Annotated in this window: 18 protein-coding genes and 1 pseudogene; 12 read left to right on the top strand and 7 right to left on the bottom strand. The window is 65.5% G+C overall.

The genetic code is table 11. The features are described 5' to 3' along the window. The first annotated feature begins 731 nt into the window (after positions 1-731). From GGI48_RS03345 to GGI48_RS31370, 9 genes and pseudogenes are all read left to right on the top strand, one after another. Entirely contained in the window at positions 732-1,958 is a 1,227-nt protein-coding gene (locus tag GGI48_RS03345; RefSeq protein ID WP_179596959.1) for an RtcB family protein, read from the top strand. Between the two features lie 4 nt (positions 1,959-1,962). Further along, positions 1,963-3,306 (top strand): PBS lyase, encoded by a 1,344-nt coding sequence (locus tag GGI48_RS03340; RefSeq protein WP_179596958.1) that lies wholly within the window; start codon positions 1,963-1,965, stop codon positions 3,304-3,306. 18 nt (positions 3,307-3,324) lie between these two features. Continuing rightward, a complete protein-coding gene (locus tag GGI48_RS03335) occupies positions 3,325-3,969 on the top strand; it encodes a hypothetical protein (RefSeq protein ID WP_260620613.1) in 645 nt (214 codons plus the stop codon). A 16-nt stretch (positions 3,970-3,985) separates the two neighbouring features. Next, positions 3,986-4,774 (top strand): nucleotidyltransferase domain-containing protein, encoded by a 789-nt coding sequence (locus tag GGI48_RS03330; RefSeq protein ID WP_179596957.1) that lies wholly within the window; start codon positions 3,986-3,988, stop codon positions 4,772-4,774. 8 nt (positions 4,775-4,782) lie between these two features. Further along, positions 4,783-5,811 (top strand): RNA 3'-terminal phosphate cyclase, encoded by a 1,029-nt coding sequence (gene rtcA / locus GGI48_RS03325; protein WP_179596956.1) that lies wholly within the window; start codon positions 4,783-4,785, stop codon positions 5,809-5,811. Positions 5,812-5,850: 39 nt separating this feature from the next. Beyond that, positions 5,851-6,492 carry a glutathione S-transferase family protein gene (locus GGI48_RS03320; protein WP_179596955.1) on the top strand — a complete coding sequence of 214 codons (642 nt, stop codon included), beginning with the start codon at positions 5,851-5,853 and terminating at the stop codon, positions 6,490-6,492. A 288-nt stretch (positions 6,493-6,780) separates the two neighbouring features. After that, positions 6,781-7,074 (top strand): DUF3144 domain-containing protein, encoded by a 294-nt coding sequence (locus GGI48_RS03315; RefSeq protein WP_016962980.1) that lies wholly within the window; start codon positions 6,781-6,783, stop codon positions 7,072-7,074. Between the two features lie 105 nt (positions 7,075-7,179). Next, positions 7,180-8,037: pseudogene (locus tag GGI48_RS31375) on the top strand (cache domain-containing protein); the annotation flags it as partial. A gap of 33 nt (positions 8,038-8,070) precedes the next feature. Further along, the gene (locus GGI48_RS31370) at positions 8,071-9,207 is read left to right on the top strand and encodes a methyl-accepting chemotaxis protein (protein WP_409565420.1); all 1,137 of its coding nucleotides are present in this window, start codon (positions 8,071-8,073) and stop codon (positions 9,205-9,207) included. A 73-nt stretch (positions 9,208-9,280) separates the two neighbouring features. Here the strand turns inward: GGI48_RS31370 and GGI48_RS03305 are convergent, their stop codons facing one another. Continuing rightward, positions 9,281-9,730: a hypothetical protein gene (locus GGI48_RS03305; RefSeq protein ID WP_179596953.1), complete on the bottom strand. Its 450-nt coding sequence runs from the start codon at positions 9,728-9,730 to the stop codon at positions 9,281-9,283. Between the two features lie 348 nt (positions 9,731-10,078). On the opposite strand from GGI48_RS03305, the gene GGI48_RS03300 reads away from it, so the two are divergent. Then, complete coding sequence (locus GGI48_RS03300) at positions 10,079-11,806, top strand: alkaline phosphatase D family protein (RefSeq protein WP_260620612.1); 1,728 nt, start codon at positions 10,079-10,081, stop codon at positions 11,804-11,806. A gap of 7 nt (positions 11,807-11,813) precedes the next feature. Here the strand turns inward: GGI48_RS03300 and lysA are convergent, their stop codons facing one another. Further along, the gene (gene lysA / locus GGI48_RS03295) at positions 11,814-13,046 is read right to left on the bottom strand and encodes a diaminopimelate decarboxylase (RefSeq protein WP_179596950.1); all 1,233 of its coding nucleotides are present in this window, start codon (positions 13,044-13,046) and stop codon (positions 11,814-11,816) included. 129 nt (positions 13,047-13,175) lie between these two features. Here lysA and GGI48_RS03290 point away from each other — a divergent pair, with 129 nt between their 5' ends. Next, entirely contained in the window at positions 13,176-14,099 is a 924-nt protein-coding gene (locus tag GGI48_RS03290; RefSeq protein WP_016962974.1) for a LysR family transcriptional regulator, read from the top strand. A 149-nt stretch (positions 14,100-14,248) separates the two neighbouring features. On the opposite strand, the gene GGI48_RS03285 is transcribed toward GGI48_RS03290, so the two are convergent. The 3 genes from GGI48_RS03285 to GGI48_RS03275 are packed head-to-tail and all read right to left on the bottom strand — an operon-like array spanning position 14,249 to position 16,833. Beyond that, the gene (locus GGI48_RS03285; protein WP_016962973.1) at positions 14,249-15,427 is read right to left on the bottom strand and encodes an acetyl-CoA C-acetyltransferase; all 1,179 of its coding nucleotides are present in this window, start codon (positions 15,425-15,427) and stop codon (positions 14,249-14,251) included. 11 nt (positions 15,428-15,438) lie between these two features. Continuing rightward, positions 15,439-16,098, bottom strand: coding sequence for a CoA transferase subunit B (locus GGI48_RS03280; protein ID WP_016962972.1), 660 nt, complete (start codon positions 16,096-16,098; stop codon positions 15,439-15,441). Between the two features lie 36 nt (positions 16,099-16,134). Further along, positions 16,135-16,833: a CoA transferase subunit A gene (locus GGI48_RS03275; protein ID WP_047303566.1), complete on the bottom strand. Its 699-nt coding sequence runs from the start codon at positions 16,831-16,833 to the stop codon at positions 16,135-16,137. A 250-nt stretch (positions 16,834-17,083) separates the two neighbouring features. On the opposite strand from GGI48_RS03275, the gene GGI48_RS03270 reads away from it, so the two are divergent. Then, entirely contained in the window at positions 17,084-18,013 is a 930-nt protein-coding gene (locus tag GGI48_RS03270) for a LysR family transcriptional regulator (protein WP_179596948.1), read from the top strand. Here GGI48_RS03270 and GGI48_RS03265 read toward each other — a convergent pair. After that, on the bottom strand, positions 17,987-18,829 hold the full coding sequence (locus tag GGI48_RS03265; protein ID WP_179596946.1) for an NAD-dependent protein deacetylase: 843 nt from the start codon (positions 18,827-18,829) through the stop codon (positions 17,987-17,989). The genes GGI48_RS03270 and GGI48_RS03265 overlap by 27 nt on opposite strands. Positions 18,830-18,936: 107 nt before the next feature. Then, positions 18,937-20,568 carry a methyl-accepting chemotaxis protein gene (locus GGI48_RS03260; RefSeq protein WP_179596944.1) on the bottom strand — a complete coding sequence of 544 codons (1,632 nt, stop codon included), beginning with the start codon at positions 20,566-20,568 and terminating at the stop codon, positions 18,937-18,939. Positions 20,569-20,684 lie beyond the last annotated feature (116 nt).

Here is a 20,684-nt window from a genome sequence, read left to right as displayed (position 1 = left end):
CCGGCGCACACCACAGATTTTTTGCTCATTGGCCCTGAATGCCGCTGTGACTACATCCAAAGGCGTCTCAGCAACTCTTGTCAGGGCCGGTGACGGCACGAATGCCAGTGGCTGTACATATTGGTTAAGCCGGTTCGAATCCGGCGATCAGTCACTCCTTTTGTCGTGCCACCTTTTTTGCAGTTTTTGCGACGAATGCGGATGGAACTACATCCAAGGTTCGAGATGCGGGTTCGATTCCCGCCGGTGCTGGAAAACGGCGCCGTGGTTCAATGGTCAGAACGCGAGTGCACCGTTTCATCGACTCCTTGTCGTCGCATCTTTTCCCCCCGCCTCGGCGGGATGGCAGCGAATGCCACGGGTACTACATTTTGTCGCGGGTTCGAGCCCCGCCAGCCGCCAGGCTGTAGCTCAGTCGGTAGAGCAAATGTGCCCGTTCCCTTGTCGCTGCCCGCAGGCCAGGCCTGCACCGATTGACCCGGCGAATGCCGGTGGAACTACAGGACAGCGTGGTCGCGGGTTCGAGTCCCGCGCACCGCAAGGTGCTAGCTCAGAGGCAGAGCGCGCTGCATGTTCCACCTCCACTGGTCGCCGTCTGTACCGAACACCGCAACGCCGTAGGAGCTGGCTTGCCGGCGAAGAGGCCCCTGAGACCGTCTGCTGCGCCCCGGCTCCTGCACACCCTATTGAACAAGGCCGAATCAGCGGCCACAGGAAAAAGAGTCAACGACATGGAACACAAGACCTACCAACTGCTGGAAGTCGCCAACGGCAAGCCGATCAAGATGTGGACCCAGGGCGTGCCCGTGGAAAACGAAGCGCGCCAGCAATTGATGAACACCGCGAAGATGCCGTTCATCTTCAAGCACCTGGCGGTGATGCCCGACGTGCACCTGGGTAAGGGATCGACCATCGGTAGCGTGATCCCCACGGTGGGCGCGATCATCCCGGCGGCGGTCGGGGTGGATATCGGTTGCGGAATGATCGCCGCCCGTACCTCGCTGACCGCCTCGGACCTGCCGGATAACCTGGCCGGATTGCGTAGCGCCATCGAGGCGGCGGTGCCTCACGGTCGTACTTCGCCCCGTAGCGGTCGCGATAAGGGCGCCTGGGGTGACGTACCGAATCAGGCCGACCAGGCGTGGGCGGCGTTGCATCCGCGCTTCAAGGCGATCACCGATAAGTACCCGGCCCTGGCCAACAGCAACAACCGCAAGCACCTGGGAACCCTCGGCGGCGGTAACCACTTCATCGAGGTCTGCCTGGATGAGGCCAACCGGGTCTGGTTCATGCTCCACAGCGGTTCCCGCGGCGTCGGTAACGCCATCGGCAACCTGTTCATTCACCTGGCCCAGGCCGATATGCGCCAACATATCGCCAACCTGCCGGACCGCGACCTGGCCTACTTCGAGGAAGGCAGCCAACACTTCGACGACTATGTGGAAGCCGTGGCCTGGGCCCAGGATTTCGCCCGGCAGAACCGCGAGCTGATGATGCAACTGGTGATCCAGGCCACCCGCCAGGTGATCAGCAAGCCCTTCGAAGTGGCGCTGGAGGCCGTCAACTGTCACCACAACTACGTGCAGAAGGAGCGCCACTTCGGTGAAGAGGTGCTGGTGACCCGCAAGGGCGCGGTGTCGGCGAAGAAGGGCGAGCTGGGGATCATCCCGGGGTCGATGGGGGCCAATAGCTTCATCGTTCGCGGGCTGGGTAACGAGGAGGCGTTCTGCTCCTGCAGCCACGGCGCGGGGCGTACCATGAGCCGCACCAAGGCCAAGAACACCTTCACCCTGGCCGACCAGATCCGCGCGACCGCCCATGTGGAGTGCCGTAAGGACGAAGCGGTGATCGACGAAATCCCGATGGCCTACAAGGACATCGACCAAGTGATGCACGCCCAGCGCGAGCTGGTGGAAGTGGTGCACACCCTGCGTCAGGTGGTGTGCGTTAAGGGGTAGAACAATGGACGACATGGACGCCTTGATAGCGGCGCCGCCCGGCTGGCAGTACCAACTGAGCGACTACGAAGCCCGCCGCGTGCGGGAGGTGATGGAGGAGTTGGACCGGCACAGCGCCTGGCTGGAACTGAGCCGCTTTGGCAACGGTTTCGTTCGTCAGGCCGCCGTGCGCGGCCTGGCCGCACAGCCTTCGGCCGAGGCCCTGGCGGCCTTGCTGGAGCGCCTCAACGATTGGGTGCCCCAGGTACGCCAGGAGGCTGCCGCGGCGATCGAGGGGTATCTGGCACCCGAGCGCGCCGAGCTGCTGTTGCAGAGTCTGAAGCCGCTGCTGGCCCTGGCCGGCAAACAGCGCGCGGACCACGGCGCGACCCTGGAACGGGCGCGTGCGGTGCTGCAGCTGGCCCAGGTACGCGAAGAAGTTGAAGCGGCTTTTGCCGCTTGCCGTGGCAAGGCCGCGCGCTTTGTCTTCGAGCTGTTGCTCGAAGGGGCGCCGGATCGGACGGCGCTGCTGGCCCGGGCTTTGCGCCACAGCGAAGTCAGTGTGCGGCAGATGGCGGTGGATGCCTGCGCCGAGCTGCCGGCCGCACAGGCCGTGCCCCTGCTGGAAGAGGTGATGCACAGCTGCGGCGCCAGTGTGCGGGTCAAGGCGCTGCGCTTGCTGCTGCCGTTGCTGGCCGATCCTCGCGAGTATCTGAGTCAGGCCTTGCTGGACCCTTCGGGGGCCTTGCGTTGCCTGGCCCATTGGGCCGCGCCCCGTCACGGGCTGGACCCGCGCGAGGTGTTGCTGCAACGGTTGCAACAGCCGGCACCACGGAACAAGCGCGCTTGGCTGGGGCTGTTGGGGCTGGTCAAGGAGCTGCAGGAACCCATGGCCGACGCCATGGTGCGACAGGCCCTGGCCTCGCCGGCGCCGAGTGTGCGCCTGCTGGCCCTGCAGACCTTGAGCGAACGTGGCATGGCCGAGCAACTGGCGGCCCTGGACGACGCCTCGGACAAGGTCTTCAACTGCGCCCTGGGACTGTTGCACGAGCAACCCTGGGCGGTGTTCGACGAGGCCCTGGAGCAACGTTTGGATCAGCACTGGCATGACCTGCCCAAGGCGCGGCGCTGGGCCCTGCTGGCCCTCAAGCCGGGCTGGCGCCAGCTGGAATACCTGCTGTGGCGCCTGGGGCAGGGCGGCAGCGAGGCCGCCTATTGGCGCCAGACTCTGGCGCGCTGGTGCGATAGCCGCTACGGGATGTTCGATCCGGTCACCCCCAAGCCGCTGCGCGAAGCCATGTTGCAGCGTGTGCAGGCGATGGAGGCAGCCGGTGAATTGCCCGCAGGTTCTGCCAAGCGCCTGCTTTGAAAAATGGAGAGCGCCTTTATGCAACCGCGGCCACTGTTGACCCGGATGGAAGATGAACACTGCCGCGCGCTGCGCCAGCAACTGAAGCAGGTGTACTGCGTCTTCGATTTTGTGGTGCTGGCGGTCGAAGCCGAGGCTGAGGTGGATCAAGCACTGCATCGCCAGGGCTTGCAGCACCTGTACCTGCAACTCATGGCCGAGCGCCGCGAGCGCTGGGAAATACTGCGCCAGGACCCGCGCTATGCCGACGTCGGCCTGACGTCGATGCGCTGGGAGCAGGAGCGGGCGGTGCCTGAGGCGCTCGGCCAAGAACAGGTCCGGCAGCTGGTCTGCGAAAATTTGGAGCCGCAGGAGTGGGCCTTGTTCCAGGCGTTTTACGACCCGCCGTATGGGACGCAGTTCCCCGGCGGCATCGAGCAGGCCCGGCAGGCGTTCGGCCACTGGTTGCAGGTGTTGGGGCTCGACCCCGCCGAGGGGCCGCATGTCATCAACTGGGTAGGCAACCTGGAACTGGACTTTCTGGCGCCGGACATGGGCCCGCACCTGCTGCCCTGGAGTGACTATTTCGACGAAGGCCTGGAGTGGTGGGGCGTCTGGTGCCTGACGGTGTGGAACCCCGTGCGCCGGACCCTGAGTGTGCTGGCCGCCAGCGCCACCGATTGAACAAGGAAAAAGGATCATGGAACACCTGGAGCACCATCCCCTGAGCAGCGCCATGCGCGAACGGGTATTGGCCGAGCTGGCGCGGATCGAGCGCGAGCGCAATGTGCGGGTGCTGTACGCCTGCGAATCCGGCAGTCGGGCCTGGGGCTTTGCCTCCACCGACAGTGATTACGACGTGCGTTTCGTCTATGTGGAAAAGCCCGAATGGTTCATCCAGGTGGATGCCGGGCGCGACGTGATCGAGCGGCCCCTGGATGACGAGCTGGACATCAGCGGCTGGGAACTGCGCAAGACCCTCGGGCTGTTGCGCAAGTCCAACCCGACCCTGCTGGAATGGCTGGACTCGCCCCTGGTGTATCGCAGCGAACCGGCCGCCGCCGCGCGCCTGCGGGAGCTGGCAGAGGCGTTCTACAGCCCGCCGGCGGCGCGCAATCATTATCTGTCGATGGCCAAGAAGAACTTTCGCGGTTACCTGCAAGGCGAAAGCGTGCGTTTCAAGAAGTACTTCTACGTGCTGCGGCCGTTGCTGGCGGTGCGCTGGATCGACCAGGGTCGCGGCCGACCGCCGATGACCTTTGCCGATCTGCTGACCACGGTCGAGCATCAACCACTGCTGGACGAGGTGGCCGAGCTGCTGGCCTTGAAACGCAGCGCCGAGGAGTCCGCCTACGGGCCACGACGCCCGGCACTGCACGCCTTTATCGCCGCCGAGCTGGAGCGCCCGGTGCCGAAGCTGGCGCGCACCCATGAAGACAACGCGTTGCTGGACGCTTACCTGCGGGAAACCGTCCGGCACTACGCCTGAGGAATGAGATGAAACAGGATGTAATCGAACTGGACGGCGCCATCGGCGGCGGCCAGGTACTGCGCAGCGCCTTGAGCCTGTCGATGCTAAGCGGAAAGACCCTGCGTATCCATAATATTCGTGCCCGGCGCAGCCGCCCGGGGCTGCTGCGCCAGCACCTGACGGCGGTGCAGGCGGCGGCCCAGGTGTGTGGCGCCAAGACCACTGGAGTCGAACTCGGCTCCCTGGCCCTGACCTTCGAGCCGGGGCCGATCCGTGGTGGCGACTATCGCTTCGCCATCGGCACCGCGGGCAGTTGCACCCTGGTGCTGCAGACCCTGCTGCCGGCCTTGATGCACGCGCCGCAGCCCAGCCGCGTGAGCATCAGCGGCGGCACCCACAACCCCCTGGCGCCGCCGGTGGATTTCCTCCAGCAGGCCTGGTTGCCGTTGTTGCGGCGCATGGGCGGGCGGGTGGAACTGCAATTGCTGCGCCACGGCTTCGTCCCGGCCGGCGGTGGTGAGTTGGAGGCCTTTGTTCAACCGTCGGTGCTGCAGCCCCTGCACCTTGAGGCGCGTGGCGCACTGCTGGGGAGTCGGGCCTGGGCGCTGAGCGCGGGCCTGCCCGAGCATGTGGCCGAGCGCGAGTTGCGTCGGGTGCACAATCGCCTGGAACTGCCGCGCGAGCACCTCACCCCGGTGCAGCTGGATGAACAATACGGCCCGGGCAATGTGCTGTTGCTGGAGTTCGCCTTCGAGCACCTGACTGAGCTGTTCAGTGGTTTCGGCCAGAACAGCCTGCGGGCGGAAAAGGTCGCCGACATCGCCATCGATCAGGCCCGGGACTGGTTGGATTCCGGCGCGGCGGTGGCCGAGCACCTGGCCGATCAACTGCTGCTGCCCATGGCCCTGGCCGGTGGCGGCAGCTTCACCACGCCGTGCATGACCGAGCATCTGGAGAGTAACATCCGGGTGATCGAAGCCTTCCTGCCGGTGCGCATCGAGTCGCGCTTGCTGAGCGAGCAACGGCTGCGCGTGGAGTGTCACGCGCTGGTTTGACCTGTGTAGAGTGCTCCGGTCATCAAGGAGGTTGTCGCTATGTATCACTTGTATGGAGGCCGGGGCAGCGGTTCGGCCATCGTCGAGATCGCCCTGGAATATTGCCGGGCGCCGTATCGCAGCATCGAGGCCGCGCCCTGGGAGGACAGCCCCGGGCGCGAGGCCCTGGCTCGGCTCAATCCACTGTTGCAGATTCCCACCTTGCAACTGCCGGATGGCAGCATCCTCACCGAAAGCGCGGCGATCCTGATCCACCTGGGCCTGGAGTTTCCCGACTCCGGGCTGCTGCCTGCCCAGGCATCGGCCCGGGCTCAGGTGATTCGCGGCCTGGTGTACATCGCCGCCAACTGCTATTCGGCCATCGGTATTCTCGACTACCCGGAGCGCTGGATCAGTGGCGCCGACGAGCTGCTCAAGGCGCGAGTGCGCCGTGCCACGGCCGATCGCCTGTTGCGCAGTTGGGAGGTGTTTGCCCAGCAGTTCGCTGCACGCCCCTTCCTCGGTGGCGCGGCGCCGGGCGCCCTGGATATCCAGGCGGCGGTGGTGTCCCGCTGGTCCGGCGCCCGTGAACATCTGCGCGGCAGCCATCCCGATTTTTTCGCCCTGCTGCAACGCATCGACCACGAGCCGCCCATCGCCGCGATCCTGGCCCGCCACTGGCCCTGCGCATCCTCATCGTAGGCGCTGGCTGGCCAACGAAGGCGTTCCTGAGAACGATGCAGGGCTCAAGGGCCTCTTCGCCAGCAAGCTGGCTCCTACAGGTGTGTGCGGTGCGGCGGATGATCGTAGGAGCTGGCTTGCCAGCGAAGGCGCCGGCAAGAACGCCGCATAGCCCAGGGCTCTGTTCGCCGGCAAGGGGCAGGCAGTAGTCAGGAAGTGGAGGGCAGTGGGTGAAAGTCATCGGTATGCGGGCGTAAAACTCTTATACTCCGGCGCTTTATTTTCCCTAGCCAGCCAGAGGAACGCACCGTGGCCAACGAACCCGATCAGGATTTCTTCAACCGTGCCGACGCCATCATCGAGTTGACCAACTCCCACATCGCCGACAGCAGCCGCGGCAAGGCCAGCGCCTCGCTGATGTATGCCAACGCGCGCTTCAGCGCCTGGGTCAGCGCTTGCGGTTGCCGCAATGTCGAGGAGCTGGTGGCGGCCAGGCAACAGGCGGTGGACTATTTCGTCGAGGAATTCCGCCTGATGCTGGAAGAGAACCTCACCGACTACGTCGAGAACTTCGGCCGGTACATGACCGGCACGCAGGAGTGAAAGACCCGCTGCCGACGTTGCCAAAACAGCGGATTGTGTGATCCGCGTCACTCTTTGCTCAAGTGATCCGTGCTCCTGGTCGATAAGCTCTGATTGCCTATTGATATGGAGTTCGTCATGGCCTTGCTACCGGTTCGTCTGTCTCATCGTTTGACCCTCGGCAGTGTCCTGCTGTTGCTGTTCACGGCGTTGGCGGTTTTTGCCGTGATGACCTTGCGGGGGCAGCCCAGAGTGGTGGCGGCGAGCTCGGCATTGATTGAACAGACCGGCAGCGCCATCGTCCGCCAGCTGGCCTTGCAGTTGGCGGGGATCGAGGGCGTGACCGCCAGCATGGCCCATCTGCTGGAAGGGCTGCCCAAGGAGCAGGCGCTGGTCATGGCCACCTTGCCCAAGGTGATCGACCACGAAGGCGACAAGGCGATTGCCGGGGGCGGTATCTGGCCGGAACCCAATGCCTTCACCCCTGGGGTCGAGCGCCGCAGTTTCTTCTGGGCCCGCAGCGACGCCGGGCCCCTGGCGTTCTCCGATGACTACAACGCTGCCGGCAGCGCCGGCTATCACCATGAAGCCTGGTACACCGGCGCGCGCAACAGCGCGCCGGGGCGTTGCCTGTGGTCCGAGGCCTACCAGGACCCGGTGACCCGGGTGCCGATGACCACCTGTAGCGTGCCCTATCGTCAGGACGGCGCCTTCGTCGGGGTCGCCACCATCGACCTGCGCCTGGATGACCTGGCGCGCTTCCTCAAGGAGCAGGGCTCGGTCACCGGCGGCTATGCCTTCGCCCTGGATCAGGCTGGCAACGTGCTGTATTTCCCCGAGGCCCAGGCTGGCGCCGACGGGCAGATGCTCAGCTTCGAGGCCTTGAGCAAGCAGCAGCCCTGGTTGCATCCGGTGGCCGAGGCCCTGGCCAAGGCGGCGCCTGGCGGGCAGGTGCGCAGTCTGGATCTGGCAGAGGATGGCCGACTGCAGGAAGCGGCGCGGGTCAGCCTGTTCAGCATGCCCGGCAGTGGCTGGACCATTGGCCTGGTGACCCCTGAGCAGAAGGTCACCGGCCTGGCCCGGGCCATGACCACCGAGATCCTGGTGTTCCTGCTGCCGTTGCTGGCGCTGCTGTTGTTCTTCGCCTGGCTGGCCGGGCACAAGCTGATTGCCCAACTGGAGGAAACCACCCAGCAGATCGATGCCCTGGGCCGTGGCCAGGCCACGGACAACGCCGAGTTGCACGTGGCCCGGGCCGATGAGATCGGCGCCTTGCGCGGCGCGGTCAACCGCTATGCCGGGCAACTGCGGCAGATGCTGCAGAAGATCGCCAGCGAAGCCCAGCAGTTGCAGAACGAAGCCGCGCGCCTGGGGGAACTCAGCAGCACCCTGGCCCAACGCGCCGAGCAGCAACGCCAGGAAAACACCCAGTTGGCCACGGCCATCACCGAGATGTCCTCCAGTGCCCTGGAAGTGGCGCAGAACACCAACAACTGCGCCGACACCGCGCGCCAGTCCCTGGTGGTGGTGCAGGACGGTCAGCAGCGGGTCGCGGCCAACAGCCAGTCGATCCAGCAACTGTCCACGGAAATGGCCGAGGCCACCGCGGTGATCCAGCGCTTGGAGCAGGACAGCCAGCAGGTCGGCGCGGTGCTGGATGTGATCAAGGCCATCTCCGAGCAGACCAACCTGCTGGCGCTCAACGCCGCCATCGAGGCGGCCCGGGCCGGCGAGCAGGGCCGCGGCTTTGCCGTGGTGGCGGATGAAGTGCGGACCCTGGCCGGGCGCACCCAGACCTCGGCCAACGAGATCAGCGGCATGATCAGCGACCTGCAGCAGGCCTCGCGCCAGGCGGTGCAGGCGATCCAGGCCGGTGAATCGCGGACCCGTGAAGCCGTGGGCGAGGCCTCCGGCGCGTCGCAGGCACTGTCGAGCACCGTCACCAGCTTCGACGATATTTCCCAGCGCGCGCAGCAGATTGCCGTGGCCGCGCAGCAACAGAGCCATGTGACCCAGGAGATCAACGAACTGGCGGTGCGCATCCACGGCATCAGCGAGGACAACGCCCGGGACGCCCAGGCCCTGGACAAGGTCAGCGAGGCCATGCAAGCCCTTTCCGGACGCTTGTCGCACCTCAGCCAGGGCCACAGCTGAGGCATTGCCTGCCCGGGCCGTCAGTGGTCCGGGCGGGTTTCAGTCCCTCCCGGGCCGCAGTCGCCGGTCCGTTTCAGGCCTGGCTGGACATCATCAGCTTGAGGTTCAGCAACAGCCCCAACGACACCCAGCCGACCCCCAGCAGGCCATTGATCAGGGGCTTGCCGGGAGCCGCGCGGGTGGCCAGGAGACGGGCGATGGCGGCGCCGATCAGCGCGCCGGGAAAGTCCAACAGGTAGAACAGCCAGCCCATGGAGTCCTCCGGGGCGCTGATCCACAGGCTGAACAACTGCAGGTGCGCGGCCAGGGCCAGGGCCACGCCGCTGAACAGCGCCGGCGTGGGCCGGGTGCACAGCAGCAGGCCGAGGATCAGCCCCTGGGGCAGCCAGTAGGCGGCGAAGTTTTCCCAGAAATACTCCATCGGTTGCCCGGCCCGGACGATGGCCAGGGACAGCCCCCAGAGCAGCGCGGCTGCAGCGGGCAGATGATTTGGGGAGAGCAGACGCAAGGTGCGGGCAGGCATGCAGGATCTCGGTAAGGCGACAGGGGATCAACCGTGCTTGCGGTTGGGAATCATGGCCATCAGCGCGAAGCTGCGGCTCCGGGCCGAGGGGGGCAGACGCTCGGCAAGCCGCGCCACCCTGGCTTGGCTCAGGAGCGTGCCCAAGGTGATGGGGCGCTTCAGATCGGCTGCGGACGGCGGCGGAATCTATCACAGTGCGATCGCTGACATGGCGTTACCTGCATGAGTCTGCTGGGGTCTGATGTGCCGCCTGCTCCGACCGGCTGTCAGGGCCGCTCGGGGAGGCTTGTCGGCCGCCTCGGCCGAGCTAGGCTTTGCCTGCACACCCCCACCAAGGAGCAGGTCACCGTGAGCACACTTCGCACCCCCTCTTTAGGCCCGATCGTCGGGCACACCACCGACACGTCCTGCCGTCTATGGATCGCCGCTTCCGATGCCCTGGACGAGAAGGGCGTGGCGGAGGACATCCGCACCATCGGCGTGATTGGCGTAGTGAGCAGCAACGGCCGGGTCGCGGCGGACAACATCTTCTACTTTCGACTGCGACGCGAGTATCACCGCACCGGCACCTTCAATCTCGGGGTCGACACCAGCCTGTGGGGCAGCGAGGCCGCGCGCAAGCAGCTCAAGCCCTTTGAGCTGACGCCGGGCACCCGTTATCGGGTGCGCATGGCATCGCTCAACGTCGATGACGCGGGCAACAACGATGATGATGTGTCCAGCGAGTCGGTGGTGCAGCGCCTGCCCGACCCCGGAGCCTGGGCCAATGACCTGAACCGCACCGGGGCCGACAAGATGTACGTCGAAGCCGAGTTCACCACACGGGCCAGTGCGGTGCCCGGCAAGGCCTCGGCCCTGAGCTTTCTGCTGGGCTCCTGCCGCTACCCGGGGCTGCTGTGGAAACGCAAGAACTCCGACACGATCTTCGGTCCGATGCTGAGCGAACACGCCGACGCGCAGATGGTGCTGATGGTCGGCGACCAGATCTATGCCGACCTGTTCAACCGCCTGGTGCCGGTGGGGCTGGCGGACACCTTCGAGGAGTTCGAGGAGCGCTACCACAGCGCCTTCGGCTCGCCGAACATCCGCCAGTTGCTGGCCCACATGCCCACGTACATGATCCTTGACGACCACGAGATCGAGGACAACTGGACCCAGGACCGGATCCGCAAGGACCGTGACAAGCGCCTGCTGTTCAACCTCGCCATGGGCGCCTACATGAGCTACCAGTGGAGCCATGGGCCACGCTTTGCCGACAGCTATGTCCATGGCCGGGCCATGACCGGTGACGACAGGTACCTGCAGCAGCTGCAGACCAACCAGCTGTTCTACGACTTCTCCTGTGGCCACTACCCGTTCTTCGTCCTCGACACCCGTACCCAGCGCTTTCTCGACGATGTGCCGGACGCCCTGGACGACAACCACCTGCTGGGCCGCCCCTCACTGCACCCCAGCGAACCGGGTCAGCTCGACCGCTTGTGCGCCTGGCTGCGGCACATGCAGGAGGATCGCGGCAACGTGCCCAAGTTCGTGGTCACCTCCAGCGTCTTCGTACCCAATGGCGTGGACACCGTGGGCACCGACAGCGATGCCGTGCGCCACAAGAACGACAGCGACTCCTGGTCGGCTTTCCCCACCACGCGCCGCGCCGTGCTGGAAACCCTGGTCGAGCATCAGGTGCAGAACGTGGTGTTTCTCTCCGGGGACATTCACTGCTCGAACATTTCCCGCTTGCAGTTCAGCGCCGCGGGGCAGGGGATCAAGTGCTACGCGGTGACCTCGTCGGCGTTCTACTGGCCGTTTCCCTTTGCCGACGGCGATCCGGCCGGGTACGTGCACGACTCGACGGCGCCGCAGACGCAGGACAGTTTTGCGCTCTTCGACGGTACGCAGAGCATGGACTACCAGACCTGGGCCTTCACCCAGGCGGACAACTTTGCCCGCCTGGACGTGAAGCCCGATGACGCCCAACTGGTGGTGCAGTTCTACGGCGCCGACGGTGAGCCGCTGGTGACCCGCAAGCAGGACGACAGCGTGGACAACCAGGCGCAACGGCTGCAGCTGGAACCCTGGTAGCGGGGCCTTACAGCCCCAGTTCCAGCGCCAGCAAGTCCGCCAGGGGCTGGCGCCGGCGGATCAGCTTCGGCTGGCCGTTGGCGAACAGCACTTCCGGCAGCAGCGGCCGGCTGTTGTAGTTGGACGACATGCTGGCGCCGTAGGCGCCGGTGTCGTGCAGCACCAGCAGGTCGCCGACCTGGGCCTGGGGCAGCAGGCGCGGGGTCAGGCATTCGTCGTCCTGGGTGAAGATATCGCCGGACTCGCACAGCGGGCCGCCGACCACGGTCAGCTGTTGCGGGCGCTGCACCGGCTGGCCGCTGGCGTCCAGCAGGCTCATGCCGTGGTAGGCGCCGTACATGGCCGGGCGCATCAGGTCATTGAAGCCGGTGTCCACCAGCACGAAGTGATGCTGGCCGGCGGTCTTCACCACCCGCACTTCGCTGACCAGGCAGCCCGCCTCGGCCACCAGGAAACGCCCGGGTTCGATCTCCATGCGCACGCCGTGGCCCAGATAGGCCTCGATCTCCTGGCGCGCGACCTTCCAGGCATTGGCGTAGCGCTGCACGTCCACCGGGGTGTCGCCCTCGCGGTAGGGCGTGGACAGGCCGCCGCCGATGGAGAAGGCCTCGATGTCGTGGTCCAGGGATTTCACCGCCGCCACCATGGCCGCGCCCACTTGCTCCAGGTGGTCGTAGTCGACCCCGGAACCGATGTGCATGTGCAGGCCCACCAGATGCAGGCCGTGCTGGCGGATCACCGCCAGGGCTTCGCCGACCTGATCGTGCCAGATGCCGTGCTTGCTGTTCTCGCCGCCGGTGTTGGTCTTGCGGCTGTGGCCGTGGCCGAAGCCCGGGTTGATCCGCAGCCACACCCGGTGCCCCGGGGACTGTTCGCCGAGTTGACGGAGCATGTCGATGGAGCCGGCGTTGACTTCCACTTGCAGCTCCACCACGCGCTTGAGGGTGGCTTCGTCGAACAGGTCGCAGGTGAAGACGATGCCGGCATCCAGCGGGCTGAAGCCGGCCAGCAGGGCACGTTCGATTTCTCCCAGGGACACCGCATCGACCCGTACTCCGGCTTCGCGGATCAGGCGCAGCAGGTGCAGGTTGGACGAGGCCTTCTGGGCGTAGCGCACCACGTCGAAGGCCTGCAACTGGGCAATGCGCGCCTGGATGGTGGCGGCGTCATAGCACCACAGTGGAGTGCCATATTGGCGGGCGGCGGCGGCGAGTTGAGCAGGAGAGAAGGGAATGGCCATGGCGATTGCTGTCTGTGGTCAGTGAGAGTGGTTGCAGCATGCCGATGATTGGCTATTCAATAAAATATCTATTCTTTGTTGCTCGATTCAGTTTTGATATGGGCTGATCGATCGAACGAGCCTCTGTTGATGGACATCTCCCTGCGCCATATCGAAGTCTTCCGCGCCATCATGCAGGCCGGCAGCGTCACCGGCGCCGCGCGCCTGCTGTTTACCTCGCAACCCACGGTCAGCCGCGAACTGGCGCGGCTGGAAAGCCTTTCCGGGCTGCGCCTGTTCGACCGCGAGGGTGGCCGCCTGCTGCCCACGGCCCAGGCTCTGCTGTTGCTGGAAGAAGTGGAGCGAGCCTATGTGGGGCTGGAGCGAATCAACAGCGTGGCCCAGTCGATTCGCCGTTTCGAACACGGCCAGTTGAGCCTGAGCTGCCTGCCGCTGTTCTCCCAGACCTTGCTGCCCCGAGTCTGCAAGCGCTTTCTGCAACAGCACCCGGGGATCGGCCTGAGCATCACTGCCCAGGAATCGCCGCTGCTGGAAGAGTCCCTCAGCGCCCAGCGCCATGACTTGGGCCTCACCGAAAGCGAGCACCTGCCCCGGGGTACCCAGGGCGAGTTACTGTTCTGCGCCGACATGGTCTGCATCCTCCCGGACGATCATCCGCTGCTGGCCAGGCCACGGCTGGCTTCGGAGGATTTTCGCGGGCAGAACTTCATCAACCTCTCGGGCCTGGATATCTACCGGCAGACCCTGGACGAGCACTTCCGCCAGGCCGGGGTCGACCGCCGGGTGGTGGTGGAAACCACCAACGCCGCCTCGGTGTGCGCCATGGTGCGGCAGAAACTGGGGGTGGCGATCATCAACCCCTTGAGCGCCATGGAGGAAGTGGGGCGTGGCTTGGCGATTCGTCCGCTGCAGCTGTCGGTGCCGTATCGGGTGATGCTGATCCGCCCGGATTACCGGCCGTCATCGAGTTTTGTCGAGGGCTTCTGCGAGTCGTTGCGGGGGGAGGCGCGGCGCCTGGATGAGCAACTGAGCAGGCTAGTGCAGGCGCTGTAGCTTGTATTGTGGCGAGGAAGCTTGCTCGCGCTCGGTCGCGTAGCGGCCGCAACAGCTGAATTCGCGACAGGTCGGATGAGACGCGAATTCAGTGCTTGGGAAGGCTGCGCCTTCCCGCGGGAGCAAGCGCCCTCGCCACAGGGGAAACCCTAGCGCTCGATGGCCAATGCCACGCCCTGACCGCCGCCGATGCACAGGGTCGCCAGGCCTTTTTTGGCGTCGCGCTTGAGCATTTCATGCAGCAGGGTCACCAGCACCCGGCAGCCCGACGCACCAATCGGGTGGCCGATGGCAATCGCGCCGCCGTTGACGTTGACCTTGCTCGCATCCCACGCCAGCTCCTTGCCCACCGACAGCGATTGCGCGGCGAAGGCTTCGTTGGCTTCGATCAGGTCCAGCTGGTCCAGGGTCCAGCCGGCCTTGTCCAGGCAGCGACGGGTGGCGGACACCGGGCCGATGCCCATGATCGCCGGATCGACCCCGGCGTTGGCGTAGGCGGCGATCCTGGCCAGGACTGGCAGGCCCAGGGCCCGGGCCTTGCTGGCGCTCATCAGCATCACCGCGGCGGCGCCGTCGTTCAGCGCCGAGGCGTTGCCGGCGGTCACCGTGCCATCTTTCTTGAACGCCGGCTTGAGCTTGGCTAGGGCCTCGGCGGTGGTGCCGGGGCGCGGTTGTTCGTCGGTGGCAAAGGTCAGCGGCTCGCCCTTGCGCTGGGGAATCTGGATCGGGGTGATCTCGTCGACAAAGCGCCCGGCCTCGATGGCTGCAGCGGCTTTCTGCTGGGAAGCGGCGGCGAAGGCGTCCTGGGCTTCACGGCTGATGCCGTACTTGTCCACCAGGTTCTCGGCGGTGATGCCCATGTGGTAGTCGTTGAAGGCGTCCCACAGGCCGTCGCTGATCATGCTGTCGATCATCTGGCTGTGGCCCATGCGCAGGCCGGTGCGGGCGCCGGGCAGCACGTAGTTGGACAGGCTCATGTTTTCCTGGCCGCCGGCGATCATCACTTCGGCATCGCCGCAGCGGATGGCCTGGGCCGCCAGGTGCAGGGCCTTGAGACCGGAGCCGCAGACCTTGTTCAGGGTCATGGCCGGTACGGCGTGGGGCAGGCCGGCCTTGATCGCGGCCTGGCGCGCGGGGTTCTGCCCGGCGCCGGCGGTGAGCACCTGGCCCATGATCACTTCGTCGACCTGGGCCGGGTCGATGCCGGTCTGGGCCAGCAGTTGGCGGATCACCGCGGCGCCCAGGTCAACGGCGGGAATGCCCGCCAGGGAGCCCTGGAAACTGCCCACGGCGGTACGGGTGGCGGCAACGATAACGACGTCTTGCATGGTGGGGCTCCTTAGGCGAACTGCATTTCAGGCACGTGGTCCGGCACGATAAGCTTGCCGGCGGTCTTGCTGACGATCTCCTCGACGCTGACCCCGGGGGCGCGCTCCTTGAGGATGAAGGCGCCGTTCTCGATCTCCAGGTAGGCCAGATCGGTGAGCACGCGCTTGATGCACTGGGCGCCGGTCAGCGGCAGGCTGCAGCGGTCGAGCAGTTTGGATTCGCCGTCTTTCGAGGCGTGGGTCATGGTCACGATGATGTTCTCGGCGCCGGCCACCAGGTCCATGGCGCCGCCCATGCCCTTGACCAGCTTGCCGGGGATCATCCACGAGGCGATGTTGCCTTGCACGTCCACTTCGAAGGCGCCGAGCACGGTGAGGTCGATATGGCCGCCGCGGATCATCGCGAAGGATTCGGCCGAGGAGAAGATCGAGGCGCCGATGCGCGCGGTCACCGTCTGTTTGCCGGCGTTGATCATGTCGGCGTCGACTTCGTCCTCGGTGGGGAAGGCGCCCATGCCCAGGAGGCCGTTTTCCGATTGCAGCATGACTTCCATGCCGTCGGGGATGTAGTTGGCCACCAGGGTCGGAATGCCGATGCCGAGGTTGACGTAGAAGCCGTCCTGCAGTTCGCGGGCGACGCGCTGGGCCATTTGTTCGCGGGTAAGAGCCATGTTTGTTGTCCTTTTAGTCGGGCTGGGGAAGGGCGATCACTTGCGCACGGTGCGCTGTTCGATGCGCTTCTCGAAGGTGCCGCAGATGACCCGGTCGACGTAGATGCCGGGGGTGTGGATCTGCGTCGGGTCCAGCTCGCCCGGCTCGACGATTTCTTCCACTTCGACCACGGTGATCTTGCCGGCGGTGGCCGCCAGGGGGTTGAAGTTCTGCGCGGTGTGGCGATAGACCACGTTGCCGAAATGATCGGCCTTCCAGCCCTTGACGATGGCGAAGTCACCGGTGATGGACTCTTCCATCAGGTAGGTGCGGCCCTTGAATTCGCGGGTTTCCTTGCCTTCGGCCACTGGGGTGCCGACACCGGTGGCGGTGAAGAAGGCCGGAATGCCGGCGCCGCCGGCGCGCATTTTCTCCGCCAGGGTGCCTTGGGGAGTCAGCACCACTTCGATCTCGCCGCTGAGCAGCTGTTTCTCGAACAGGGCGTTTTCCCCGACGTAGGAAGCGACCACCTTGCTGATCTGGCGGTCTTCCAGCAGGACGCCCAGGCCGAAACCGTCGACCCCGCAGTTGTTCGACACCACGGTCAGGTCGCGGGTGCCGCGACGCTTGATCTCGGCGATCAGGTTCTCGGGGATCCCGCACAGACCGAAGCCGCCGGCGATCACGGTCATGCCATCTTGCAGACCTTCCAGGGCTTCCTCGTAGGACGCCACGCGCTTATCGAAACCTGCCATTTGCACCATCCTCTTTCTTGTTCGTTGGCGGCTGGCCAGCCGTTTGCGGATCAGTGTTGCGCTGCTGGATTGATTTGTTAAGTTGATTTTTAAGGTTGATTGATTTTAAAAGCAGCATAATCAGCTCCAAGCTCCAAGCTCCAAGCTCCAAGCTCCAAGCTCCAAGCTCCAAGCTCCAAGCTCCAAGCTCCAAGCTCCAAGCTTGCGGCTTGAAGCTTATAGCTTGTCGCTGCCCTTCTGAGGATGAGAGATGACGGTTAAACAGATACGGGCCTTTCTGGCGGTGGCCCACAGTTTGAGCTTTGCCCTGGCCTGTGAGCGCCTGCACCTGTCGCAGTCGGCCCTGAGCCTGACCATCAAGGCCCTGGAAGAAGGCCTGGGCGGGCGCCTGTTTACCCGCAACACGCGCAATGTCGCCCTGACCCCGGAAGGCGAGGCGTTGTTGCCCCTGGCGCGGCGGCTGATCGCCGACTGGGACAACGCCGAGGATGAGCTGCGCCAGCGGTTCACCCTGCAACGCGGGCGGGTGACGGTGGCGGCCATGCCGTCCTTTGCCGGTAATCTGCTGCCGCCGATCCTCAAGCACTTTCGCGCCCGTTACCCCCAGGTCAACGTCACGGTTAACGACGTGGTCAATGAGCAGGTGCTGGAGATGGTCCGCGACCGCGAGGTGGAGTTGGGGGTGGCGTTCGAGCCTCAGGACAGCACTTCCTTGCTGTTCACCCCGCTGTACATCGACCGTTTCGTGGCGGTGGTGCCCAAGGATTCGCCCCTGGCGCAGCGCAGCCGCATCGACTGGCAAACGCTGCTGCAGGAACCCTTTATCACCCTGCAGCGGCCGTCCACGGTGCGGGTGATGCTGGAGGACCATCTGCGGGCCCGGGGCGTGCAGTTGCCGGTGGAATTTGAAAGCCATCAGTTGGCGACCGTGGGGCGCATGGTCGCCAGCGGCCTGGGCGTCAGTGCCGTGCCGGCGCTGTGTGCCCAGCATATGCGCGAGTTGGGCGGGCATTGCCTGACCCTGGACGAGCCGGTGGTGGAGCGGGCCATCGGTATCCTCACCAAGCCGGGGGAGGAGTTGTCCACCGCGGCCCAGGCGTTGTTCGACATCCTCCGCCAGGACAACCTCGGCGAGCGCCTGGGCGCCGCCGGTTCAGCGCAGCAGGCGCTCGGCCAGTAGCGGCAGGAGTTGGTCGCAGGGCTCGCCGAGCTTGAGGTCCAGCAACTGGTCGGCGCGGGTCTTGCCGAAGTTGATGGCCAGCAGTGGCTTGCCCTGGTCCGCCACCGCCCGACACAGGCGAAACGCCGAATACGCCATCAGTGACGAGCCCACCACCAGCAGGCCGGCGGCCTCGTGCACCGCTTTCAAGGCCCGGGCGGCGGTGATCTGGGCCACGTTCTCGCCGAAGAACACCACATCGGGCTTGAGCCGCTGGCCGTTGCAGTAAGGACAGCGGGGCACCTGGAAGCGTTCCTCGAAGGCCGGGTCCAGCAGGGTGTCGCCATCCGGTGCCGGCACCGCGTCGACACCGGTCAGGTACGGATTGAGCGCCTGCAACTGCTGCTGGATGGCATCGCGCTGGCTGCGTTGGCCACAGTCCAGGCACAGCACCCGGTGCAGGCTGCCGTGCAGTTCGATGACGTCCAGGCTGCCGGCCTGATCGTGCAGGGTGTCGACATTCTGGGTGATCACCCCGGCGATGCTTCCTGCCGCCTGCAATTGCGCCAATGCCTGGTGCGCGGCGTTGGGCCGGGCCTGGCGGATGCGCGGCCAGCCAAGCATGGCCCGGGCCCAGTAGCGGCGGCGGGCTTCGGGCTGAGCGAGGAACTCCTGGTACATCATCGGTTGGCGGCCGCGGCGCACGCCGTCGTTGTCGCGGTAGTCGGGGATGCCCGAAGGGGTGCTGATGCCGGCGCCGGTGAGGACCATGAACGGCTTGCCGTGCATGGCGGCGGCCAGTTGTTCGAGCGGCGCGGCGGTGGGTCGATCAATCATGGAAGGCGCTCGTCTGCAGAGGGGACGGCTATCAGGAATAGACGCAAAACCCCGGGGATGCCAGGGTTTGCGTCGACCACCGGGCGCTCGGGCCGGTGGGCGTCAACCTACAGGCGGAACACGCTCACCTGCTGCTCCAGGTTCTGCGCCAGTTGCTGCAGGGAGCGGGCGGTTTCGCTGGTTTCCTCCACCGCCTGGCTGTTCTGCTGGGACATCTGGGCGATGCGCTCGACATTGCGCGCCACATCCTGACTGGCGGCGGTCTGCTCCCGCAGGGCCAGGGAGATCTGGTCCACCACCCGCACCACATTGCCGGACGAGGTGCGGATATTGACGATGGCCTCACCGGCCTGCTGGGCCAGTTCGACGCCGTTTTTCACCTGATTGACCCCCACGTCCATGCTGCTCACCGCTTCCCGGGTGCCCAGCTGGATCTTGCCGACCATCTCGGTGATTTCCTGGGTCGAATTGGCGGTGCGCTGGGCCAGCAGGCGCACTTCATCGGCGACCACGGCAAAGCCGCGGCCCTGTTCCCCGGCGCGGGCGGCTTCGATGGCCGCGTTCAGGGCCAGCAGGTTGGTCTGTTCGGCGATGCCCTTGATCACCCCGACAATGCTGGAGATCTGCTCGGCGTGCTGGCCCAGTTCACCGATCTGGGTGGCCGAGGCCTGCACGGTTTCGGCGATCAGGCGCATGCTGCCCAGGGTGTCCTGGATCACGCTGCCGCCTTCCTCGGACTGGCGTCCGGACTCGCTGGACAGGGCGTGGGCATCCCCGGCGTTGTCCGCCACATGGTTGATGCTCACGGTCAGTTCTTCCACCGTGGCCGCCATGGAAGAGGCCGAGTGGGACTGTTCCTGAGCCGAGGCCGAAAGCTGCAGCGAGGCACTGGAAATGCTCTGGGAGGCGCTGACCAACTGGTCGGCCCCCTGCTTGATCTGACTGATCATGGTCCGCAGGCGCTCCTGCATGGCGGCGAAGGCTTGCAACAGGTTGCTCACTTCATCACGGCCGGTGGCGCTGATGCTGCTGTCCAGGCGTCCGGCGGCGATGGCCTTGGCCACGTCCACGGCCTGGCGTATGCGCCCGACCAGGGTGCTGGACAGCGACCAGGCGACCAGCATCGCCAGCACCGCCGCCAGCACGCCGCCGCCGATCAGGATCGCCAGGGCCGAGGCCTTGGCCTGGTCCATGGCCTGGCTGCGGGCGTCTTGCAGGCTTTTTTCCGCTTCGCGCAATTCACTGGTGAGCTGGCGCATGGCGTCCATCTTGGCCTTGTCGCGGCCAGCGCTGATCTGTTCGGCCATGGCGGCGGCCGGCTGGCTGCCGGCGTTGATCGCCCGGCGCAGGGCCAGGTTGGCCTGGATATCGTCGCGCAGCCACTGATCATGCAGGACCTTGAGTCGTTCCAGGCGCGCCTGCTGCTCGGGATTGTCGGCGGTGCTGCTCTTGATCCGCGCGTAGTCCTCGGCAAAGGCCTTCTCGCCTTGCTCCAGGGGTTCGAGGAAGCTGTCGCGGCCGGTCAGGGCATAACCGCGCATGCCGGTCTCGACATTGATCAGGCTGCGCAGCAAGGCATCGGACTGGTTCAGGACCTCGTAGCTGTGGATGTTGCTTTTGACACTGCTGCTGACTTGATCGAAGCCGCGCAGGGCCGCCAGCACCAGCAGCAGGAGGATCAGCAGGACGACGCCGAAACCGGCATAGAGCTTTTGCGAAATGCTCAGATTGGAAAACATAGGAAGGAGCGCTCCTAAACCGTTGACTGAATGCTTCACAGGGCTGTGTCTCGACGAGGCAGCGTGATAGCTCAATGATGTTCAAATGACATCAACGGTCCGACTTTTCCTGTACA

Origin of the sequence: Pseudomonas protegens, from assembly GCF_013407925.2 — a bacterium.
GTDB lineage: Bacteria > Pseudomonadota > Gammaproteobacteria > Pseudomonadales > Pseudomonadaceae > Aquipseudomonas > Aquipseudomonas fluorescens_AP.
Note: the sequence above shows the minus strand (reverse complement) of the source record. Positions and strands in the feature narration are given on the sequence as shown.